Origin of the sequence: Variovorax sp. CF313 (assembly GCF_000282635.1) — a bacterium.
Lineage (GTDB): Bacteria > Pseudomonadota > Gammaproteobacteria > Burkholderiales > Burkholderiaceae_C > Variovorax.
Window position 1 is genome coordinate 1 of record NZ_AKIW01000132.1, and the last position, 8631, is coordinate 8631.

Here is an 8631-nt window from a genome sequence, read left to right on the forward strand (position 1 = left end):
CCTTTATTTCGCTGCGCAGAGCACCCCGCCAGCGTGATCGATCAGAGCACTGGTTGATCAGCCAGCACAACGGCAGCGTCCATTGTGCGAAGGGCACCGGGTGGCTCCCGCAGCGAAATAAAGGAGGAGCCGAAGGCGGGGGACATTCGCGGAGGGAGCCACCCGGTGCCCTTCGCACACACCCCGAAAGAAAGCTCCCCGAATTCAGGAAGGCAGCAAAGACGGCGGCACACGACGCCGCCTCCGCATCAGGTACTCCACGAGTTCGAACAGGCCTTCGCTCAGCAACGCCAGCGCAGCCGCCGGCAATGCGCCCGCAACGAGCAGTTCGCGGTCGTTGAGCGCCAGCCCCGTCACGATGCGCTCGCCGAAGCCGCCCGCACCGATGAAGGCCGCGATGGTCGCCGTGCCGATGGCGATCGAGGTCGCGGTGCGCACGCCCGCCAGCAGCGTGGGCAGTGCCAGCGGCAGCAGCACCAGCCGAAGGCTCTGCGGCGGCGTCATGCCGAGTGCGGTGCCGGCCATCCGCAGGCCGTTGGGCACCTCGGCCAGGCCCGTCACCGTGTTGCGCATGATCGGCAGCAGCGAATAGAGCGTCAGCGCAATCAGCGCGGGCAGCGCGCCGATGGCGCCCAGCATCGAGATCAGCACGGCCAGCAGCGCCAGCGACGGCACTGTCTGCAGCAGGCTCGCGAAACCCAGCACCACCGCGCGCAGCCGCACATGCGCAAACACCAGGATCGCCAGCGGCACGCCGATGAGAATCGCGACGCCGACCGACACCGCCACCAACAGAAGATGCTGCCGCGCGAGCTTCCACAGGTCCGGCCCGAACAGCTTGGCCATGAAGCCGCGCCGCGCTTCCTGCGGCTGCGCCTTCGCGCCCTTGCCCGTGCTCGCGAGGAAGTCGCGCGCGATGGTGTCGAAGGGCACGCTCTGCAGCTCGGCCCGCGCATTCATCGCGATCATCGCGCGCTCGTCGACGCGGCCTTCGAGCGTCTTCAACGCGGCCCAGGCCAGCGGCAGCCGCGTGGGCAGGTCGAGCTTGTAGAGCACCACCGCGTCGTAGCGCGGAAAGTATTTCCTGTCGTCTTCCAGCACGCGCAGGCCGAGGTGGTCGATCTTGGCGTCGGTGGTGTAGATGTCGATCACGTCGATCTGCTTCGCGGCCACCGCGTCGTAGGCCAACCCGTGGTCGAGCCCGGTGGGCATCTGCGTGAAGCCGTAGCGCCCGGCCAGGCCCTTCCAGCCGTCCGCGCGGCCGATGAATTCGTTCGACAGGCCGAACTTCAGCTCGGGGTGCTTCGCCAGGTCGCTCAGCGTGCGCAGGCCCAGCCGCTCGGCGTCGGCGGCGCGCACCGCGAGCGCATAGCCGTCGTTGAAGCCCAGCGGAATGGCCACGCCCAGGCCCATCGGCGCGAGCGCCGCGTTCATGGCCTCGCGCGTGTCCGCCGGCGAGCCCTTGAGGATTTCGAGCGCGATGGTGCCGGTGTATTCGGCGTACAGGTCGATGGCGCCCGAGCGCAGCGCCTCGTACACGATGGCCGTGTTGCCCAGGCCTTGCCGCACGACGGGCGGCGAGGCGGTGTGCGGTGCGGCCGTCTGCGCCAGCAGTTCGGCCAGGATGTACGACTCGGTGAAGCGCTTGGAGCCCACGCGCAGCGTCTCGTCCGCGGCTCGTGCGGGGGCCGGCGCGACGGCAAGCCATGCGAGGGCGTACAGCAGGGCGGCGCGCCAGAAACAGCGGGGCAGATGCATCCGGGCCAGTGTATAGACATCGTTCCGTTTGGCGCACCCGCCGCTCTCCTACACGCTGTGGTGCGCGGTGCCGATGGGGCGGGCCGCTGATCGGGCCCACAGTCGGTTGCCATGAAGACCCGCTCCACGAAGAACGAACACCCCGGCCCCGACGTCCACGGCCTGCGCGAGCTGCCGGGCGTGCAGGTCGACGGCTACAGCCTGCAGCTGCGCGACAAGGACGGTTTCGTCGGCGACCAGGCCAGCCAGACGGCCTTTCGCGACCTGCTCGAACGCTGGCGCAAGCGCCGCCGCAGGAAGGGAAAGGACCCGCTGGGCGGCTCGCATTCGCGCGACCTCGGCAAGGGGGAACTCGACCGCGCGCTGCAGGGAGGAAAGGCGTCCGAGGCCTCCGATGTGATGCATGGCGCCATCGAGGAGTTCGCGCAGGAGCTGGCCCTGGTGATCCAGCGCTTCATGCGCCAGCCCTCGTGGCGGAAGGTGCAGCGCATCGTGGTCGGCGGCGGCTTTCCCGAGAGCGACGTGGGCGAGCGCGCCATCCTGCAGACTGGGGCCATCCTCGAGGAGATGGGCCTGCACGTGCAGATCGGCCGCCTCTCGCACGACGTGGACGACGGCGGACTGATCGGTTGGGCGCACCTTGTGCCGCGCGCCATGTTGAAGAAGCACGACGCGATCCTCGCGGTGGACATCGGCGGCACCAACGTGCGCTGCGGCATCGTGAAGACACGCCACCGCAAGGCGCGCGACTTCTCGCTCGCGAAGGTGGTGCGGCGCGAGAAGTGGCGCCATGCGGACGAAGGGCCCGACCGCGGCGGCATGGTCGAGCACATCGCCGACATGCTGGAAGACATGGTGCGCTACAGCGAGCGCAGGAAGATCCGGCTCGCGCCCTTCGTCGGCATTGGTTGCCCGGGCCTGATTCGGCCGGACGGTTTCATCGCGCGCGGCGCGCAGAACCTGCCCGGCGACTGGGACAGCCACGCCTTCCACCTGCCGAGCCAGCTGTGGCAGCGCATGCCGATGCTGGGCTCGGGCCCGACGCTGGTGCTGATGCACAACGACGCGGTGGTGCAGGGCCTGAGCGAACTGCCCTTCATGCGCGACGTGCGGCACTGGGGCGTGCTGACCATCGGCACGGGGCTGGGCAACGCGAGCTTTACCAACAGGGCTTGAATCAGAGGTCTTCGGGTCGCAGGCCTTCGACGCGCATGCTGGCCGACGCCACGGCCTCGCCGCCCAGTGCCTTGTAGACGGCCACCAGCCCGACCGCGAGCCGGCTGGCGCTCTGCGCCTGGTCGCGCCGCGCCTGCAGCAGGGCGCGGCGCGCGTCGAGCTCGACGCCCAGGTCGGTGAGGCCGCCCTTGTAGCGGGCAGCCGCCAGCACCAGCGCGTCGCGGCCGCGGCGCTCGCGCTCGGCCAGTTCGGTCTGCCGCTGCCGCTCGGCGGCGTAGGCGGTGAGCGCCGAGTCGATCTCGTGCCAGGCCTTGAGCACGGTCTGCTGAAAGGCCACGGCCGCTTCCTGCTGCTGCAGCTCGCGCAGTTCGACGGCGCCGCGGCGGCGTCCGTTGTCGAAGATCGGCAGGCTGATCGACGGGCCCACGTGCCATTGCCGGCTGCCCCATTCACCGAAACGCTCGCTGCCCACCGATTCGTAGCCGAAGCCGGCGCCCAGCGTCACGCGAGGATAGAGATCGGCCACGGCCACGCCGATGCGGGCCGTGGCGGCATGCAGCTGCGCCTCGGCCGCCGCGATGTCGGGGCGGCGGCGCGCGAGTTCGGCGGGCTGGCCCAGCGCGAGGGCGGGGAGCGCCGGGGCGTCGAGTGCGTCGCCGGTGGCGGTGTCGGCCAGCTCGGTGTTCAGCGCGCCGGGCGCGGCACCGGCCAGCAGCGTGATGCGGTTCGTCGCATCGGCCTCCTGCAGCAGCAGCGCGGGAATGCGCGCGCGCAGTTCGGCGACCAGCGCGCGCTGGCGCACCGGGTCCAGGTCGGTGACGAGGCCGCCGTCGGCGCGCGCCTGCACCAGTTCGAGCGACTCGGCGGCTGCCGCGATGTCGGCGCGCGCGATGCGCAGTTCGCGTTGCGTGCCGCGCAGCTCGAAGTAGTTGCGCGCCAGCTCGGCCTGCACGCTGAGCCGGGCCTGCCGCAGCAGCGCGGACGAGGCGCTCGTGTCGGCATCGGCCGCCTCGATGGCCCGGCGCACGCGGCCCCACAGGTCGATCTCCCACGAGGCATCGAAGCCGGCCTGGTAAAGGTTGTAGGGCTCGCTGAGCGTGTGAATGAGCTGGTCGCGGTTGGAGACCGACGAGCCGATCGCATCGATCATCCGCGTGGCGGCACCGCTTTCGCTCTGGCGCTGCCGTGTGACGCCGGCGCTCGCGTTCACCTGCGGCCCCTGCTGCGCCGCCGTGGTGGTGCGCTGCACGCGGCTTTGTGCGAAGCGCAGGGCGGCAGTCTGAAGGTCGGGGTTGCTTGCGAGCACCATGGCTTCGAGACGGTCGAGCACCGGATCGTTGAAGGCCTTCCAATCGCCGGATGCGATGCCGCCGGTGGAAGCGCCCTGCCGTTCCGCGCCCAGCAGCGCGGGCGAGCCGCCGTGCCAGGCAGTCCAGTCGGCGGGCGTGCGCACCTCGGCCGGTTTGTGGTCGGGTCCTACGGCGCAGCCGGAGAGCAACAGGGAGAAGGCGAACGCGGTCGCGGCGCGAGGAGCGGACAGAAGAGGCATGGCGTGCTCCCGGTTTCAGACAAGACGGTTGCGGAACAGCCAGGCCGCCAGCGGCAGCGTGATGGCGGCGATGACTGCGAGCGGAATCAGGTTGTGCCAGACCGTGCCCAGCCCCACGCCTTCGAGGTACACGCGCTGCACGAGATCGATGGCAAAGCGCAGCGGGTTGGCCAGCGTGGCCACCTGCAGCACGTCTGGCATGTTGCGCACCGGCGTGGTCAGGCCCGACAGCAGCATCAGCGGCATGAGCAGCACGAATGCGTAGAGCATGGCCTGCTGCATGTTGGCCGACACGGCCGAGATCGACAGGCCGATGCCCACGCTCGCGACCGTGAAGAACACCAGCCCCGTGTACAGAGTGACGAGCGAGCCCGCCATCGGAATGCGGAACCAGAACAGCGCCACAAGCAGGATCAGCGACGACTGCACCAGCCCCACCAGCACCGGCGGCAGCGCCTTGCCGATCATGATCTCGAGCGGCGACATCGGCGTGACCAGCAGCTGGTCGAAGGTGCCTTGCTCGCGCTCGCGCGCCACCGACAGCGCGGTGAGCAGCAGCGTCTGCAGCATGCTGAGCGCAGCGATCATGCCGGGCAGCAGGTTCCAGCGCGTCTCGAGGTTCGGGTTGAACCATGCGCGCGATTCGATGACCAGCGGCGACGGCGGGGCGCCCGCGCGCGTGCGCAGTTCCGCGTTGTAGCGTTCGACCACCGCGCTCACGTAGCCCGCCGCCGAGCCCGCGGTGTTGGAGTTGCGCGCATCGAGGATCAGCTGGATCGTCGTGGTCTGCCCCGCGCTGAGCTGCTGCTCGAAGTTGGCGGGAATCTGGATGACGAGCAGCGCCTGCTCGGTGTCGACCACCTCGCGGATGTCGGCCTGCGAGCGCAGCGTGGCCACGCGGTGGAAGACGCCCGTGCTGTCCAGGTGCGCGATGAGTTCGGACGAGGCGCCGTTGCGGCTCTGGTCGAGCAACGCATAGGGCACGTTGGTGAGGTCGTAGGTCGCGCCGTAGCCGAAGACCAGGCTCTGCAGCAATGCCGGCGCGACCAGGATGGCGCGCGTGGCCGGGTCCTTGAGGATCGTCAGCAGCTCCTTGCGGCAGAGGTTGGCGATGCGCATGAGGAAATCGACCATGGCTTCGGCCCTCAGTCGAGGCTCTTGCGAGTTACCGCGCGCGCCACCAGCAGCAGGCCCACCGCGTACGCCAGCAGGATCGCGCAGTTGCGCCAGATCAGCGGCCACACGTCACCGGCGAGGAACAGCGTCTTGATCAGATCCATGAAATAGGTGGCCGGCAGCAGGTGCCCCACCACCCGAACGGCAGTGGGCACGTTGCGCAGATCGAACAGGAAGCCCGACAGCATCATCGAAGGCATGAAGGTCGCGATCAGAGCCACCTGGCTCGCGAGGAACTGGTTGCGCGTGACCGACGAGATCACGAGACCCAGGCTCACGGCCACGATCAGGTACAGCATCGAGCTGAACACCACCACCAGCAGCGAGCCGTACATGGGCACGGCGAACAGGTAGCGCGCGGAGAGCAGGCACAGCGTAAGGCCCAGCATGCCGACCGCGAAGTACGGAATGATCTTGGCCAGCAGGATCTCGACCGGCCGCACCGGTGTGACGAACAGCGCCTCCAGCGTGCCGCGCTCCCATTCGCGCGCCATCACCAGCGCCGTGAGGAAGGCGCCGACCAGCGTCATGATGAGCACGATCAAGCCCGGCACCAGATACCAGGTGCTGGTGTTCGCGGCGTTGAACCACATGCGCTGCTCGACGGCGACGCTGCCTGCGGCCGCGGCGCCGGCAGCGTCGCCGCTGCGGTCCGCCTGCCGCACGCCCGCTTGCGCGAGGGCGCCGCTCACGTAGGCCTTGATGATGCTCGCGCGCCCCGCGTCCGAGCCGTGCACGATGAGCTGCACGCGTGCGTTGCCGGCGGCGAGCGCGCGGGAGAAATCGGCCGGCACGCGCACGATGCCGTCGACCTTGCGCTCGCGCATCAGTTCCTCGGCGTCGTGCATCGAGCCCAGCAGGACCGGCGCAATGGTGGGCGAGAGCTGCAGCCCGGCAATGGCCTCGTGCGCGGTCGGCGAGGCGTCTTCCATGACCACGGCCACGGGCGCGTTCTTCACGTCGAGCGACATGCCGTAGCCGAAGATCAGGATCAGCACCATCGGTAGCAGGATGCCGATGGCGAGGTTGCTGCGGTCGCGCAGCAGCTGGCGGAACTCCTTGCGCGTGAGGGAGACCAGGCGGGACCGGAAGCCGTTCATGCCGCCACCTCTTCCGTGCTCTTGTGCCGCGCCTTCTCGACGATGCCGATGAAGGCCTGTTCCATGTCGATGCGTCTCTCGCTGTCTTCCTCGCCCAGCGCTTGCGCGCGCACCTCCTGCGGCGTGCCGATGGCCAGCACCTTGCCTGCGTCCTGGATCACGATGCGGTCGCAGTACTCCGCCTCTTCCATGAAGTGCGTGGTGATGACGACTGTGGTGCCGCCTTCCGACAGCGCCGTGATGCGGCGCCAGAACTCGCGGCGCGCGAGCGGGTCGGCGCCGCTGGTGGGTTCGTCGAGGAACAGGATCTCGGGCTCGTGCAGCAGGCCGGTGGCCATCGCCAGGCGCTGCCTGTAGCCGCCGGCCAGTTGGCTGCTGGGCGTGTCGAGTGCCTGGGCAAGGTCGAACTGGTGCAGCACCGTGTCCATCCGCTCGCGCAGCTTCGCGCCGCGCAGGCCGTAGGCCCCCCCGAAGAACGAGAGGTTCTCGCGCACCGTGAGGTTGCCGTAGAGCGCGAACTTCTGCGAGACGTAGCCGATGCGCTGGCGCGCCTGTGCGCGTGCATGCCGCAGGTCGACGCCGGCCACGCGCAACTGGCCGCCGCTGGCGGGCAGCAGGCCGCAGAGCATGCGGAAGGTGGTGGTCTTGCCCGCGCCGTTAGGGCCGAGCAGGCCGAAGATTTCGCCGCGCCGAACCGAGAAGCTGGTGTTGGCCACGGCGACGAAATCACCGAAGCGGCGCACGAGGTCCTTGACCTCGATGACCACCTCGCCCGATTGGCCGTCGGGCGTCGCCATGGCGGCTGGCGGAATGGTGTCGCTGGCGGGCGATGGCTGCGTTCGCAGCAGCATCATGAAGCCGTCTTCGAGGCGCGGCGCGACGGGCTCGGTGTGCGCGCCGTCGAGCAGCGCGTCGAGCCGCGCGCCGTCTGCTTCCTCGCGGCGGATGAAGCGCACCTCGCCGCCCTGCGGCACTGCATCGACGATGTCCTGCCGCGCGTCGAGCAGGCGAGCCTGAAGCAATCGCGGCGGCTCGCTGTCGGACGGCGTTGCGACAAAGCACAGGCCGCGCGCCCGGTCGCGCAGTTCGCCGGGCGCGCCCTGCGCCAGCAGCTTGCCGCCGCGCAGCACGAACACATGGCTGCAGCGCTCGGCCTCGTCGAGGTAGGCGGTGCTGACGATGACCGAGAGCTTTTCGTCGTCGACCAGTTGCTGCACGATCTCCCACAGCTCGCGGCGCGAGAGCGGGTCCACGCCCACAGTCGGCTCGTCGAGCAGCAGCAGGTCGGGCGAGCGCACCAGCGTGCAGGCCAGGCCGAGCTTCTGCTTCATGCCGCCCGAGAGCTTGCCGGCGGGGCGGGTGGTGAAGCGGCCGAGGTCGGTCATTTCCATCAGCCGTGCGTAGCGCTCGCGCCGCTGCGTGCGCGGCACGCCGTGCAGGTCGGCGTAGAGGTCGAGGTTCTCCTGCACGCTGAGGTCGTCGTAGAGGCCGAAGCGCTGCGGCATGTAGCTGATGCGGTCCTGCACCGCCTGCGGGTCGGCCGACACGTCGATGCCGAGCACGCGAAGCTCGCCCTGGTCGGCGCGCATCAGGCCGGCCATGAGGCGCAGCAGCGTGGTCTTGCCTGCGCCGTCGGGACCGACCAGCGCGGTGAGCGTGCCGGCGGGTACTTCGAGCGACACGTCGTCGAGCGCGTGCACGGCCGCGGCCGGCGCCTTCGGCACGAAGCGCTTGTGCAGCGAGCGCCCGGCCACGGCTTGCATTCAACAGCCCTCCGTGTGGGAAGTCTTGCTCCTTCCCCCGCTGGGGGAAGGCTGGGATGGGGGCAGGCAGAGCGCTCGACGGGTACGCCGTCTGCCCCCACCCCAGCCC

General features: G+C 69.7%; 6 protein-coding genes. 1 reads left to right on the plus strand and 5 read right to left on the minus strand.

Annotation, left to right across the window (positions count from 1 at the left end):
* Window positions 1-204: 204 nt before the first annotated feature.
* Entirely contained in the window at window positions 205-1758 is a 1554-nt protein-coding gene (locus PMI12_RS25870; RefSeq protein WP_007838518.1) for an ABC transporter permease/substrate-binding protein, read from the minus strand.
* Between the two features lie 111 nt (window positions 1759-1869).
* Between PMI12_RS25870 and PMI12_RS25875 the strand changes: the two genes are divergently transcribed.
* Complete coding sequence (locus tag PMI12_RS25875) at window positions 1870-2934, plus strand: ROK family protein (RefSeq protein ID WP_007838520.1); 1065 nt, start codon at window positions 1870-1872, stop codon at window positions 2932-2934.
* Between the two features lies 1 nt (window position 2935).
* Here the strand turns inward: PMI12_RS25875 and PMI12_RS25880 are convergent, their stop codons facing one another.
* Genes PMI12_RS25880 through PMI12_RS25895 form a run of 4 tightly spaced genes read right to left on the minus strand, consistent with a single transcriptional unit; the run spans window position 2936 to window position 8522 of the window.
* Entirely contained in the window at window positions 2936-4483 is a 1548-nt protein-coding gene (locus tag PMI12_RS25880; protein WP_007838523.1) for an efflux transporter outer membrane subunit, read from the minus strand.
* Between the two features lie 15 nt (window positions 4484-4498).
* Entirely contained in the window at window positions 4499-5617 is a 1119-nt protein-coding gene (locus PMI12_RS25885) for an ABC transporter permease (protein WP_007838526.1), read from the minus strand.
* An 11-nt stretch (window positions 5618-5628) separates the two neighbouring features.
* Window positions 5629-6759, minus strand: coding sequence for an ABC transporter permease (locus PMI12_RS25890; protein WP_007838528.1), 1131 nt, complete (start codon window positions 6757-6759; stop codon window positions 5629-5631).
* Window positions 6756-8522 carry an ATP-binding cassette domain-containing protein gene (locus PMI12_RS25895; RefSeq protein WP_007838530.1) on the minus strand — a complete coding sequence of 589 codons (1767 nt, stop codon included), beginning with the start codon at window positions 8520-8522 and terminating at the stop codon, window positions 6756-6758. The genes PMI12_RS25890 and PMI12_RS25895 overlap by 4 nt, the downstream gene beginning before the upstream one ends.
* Window positions 8523-8631 lie beyond the last annotated feature (109 nt).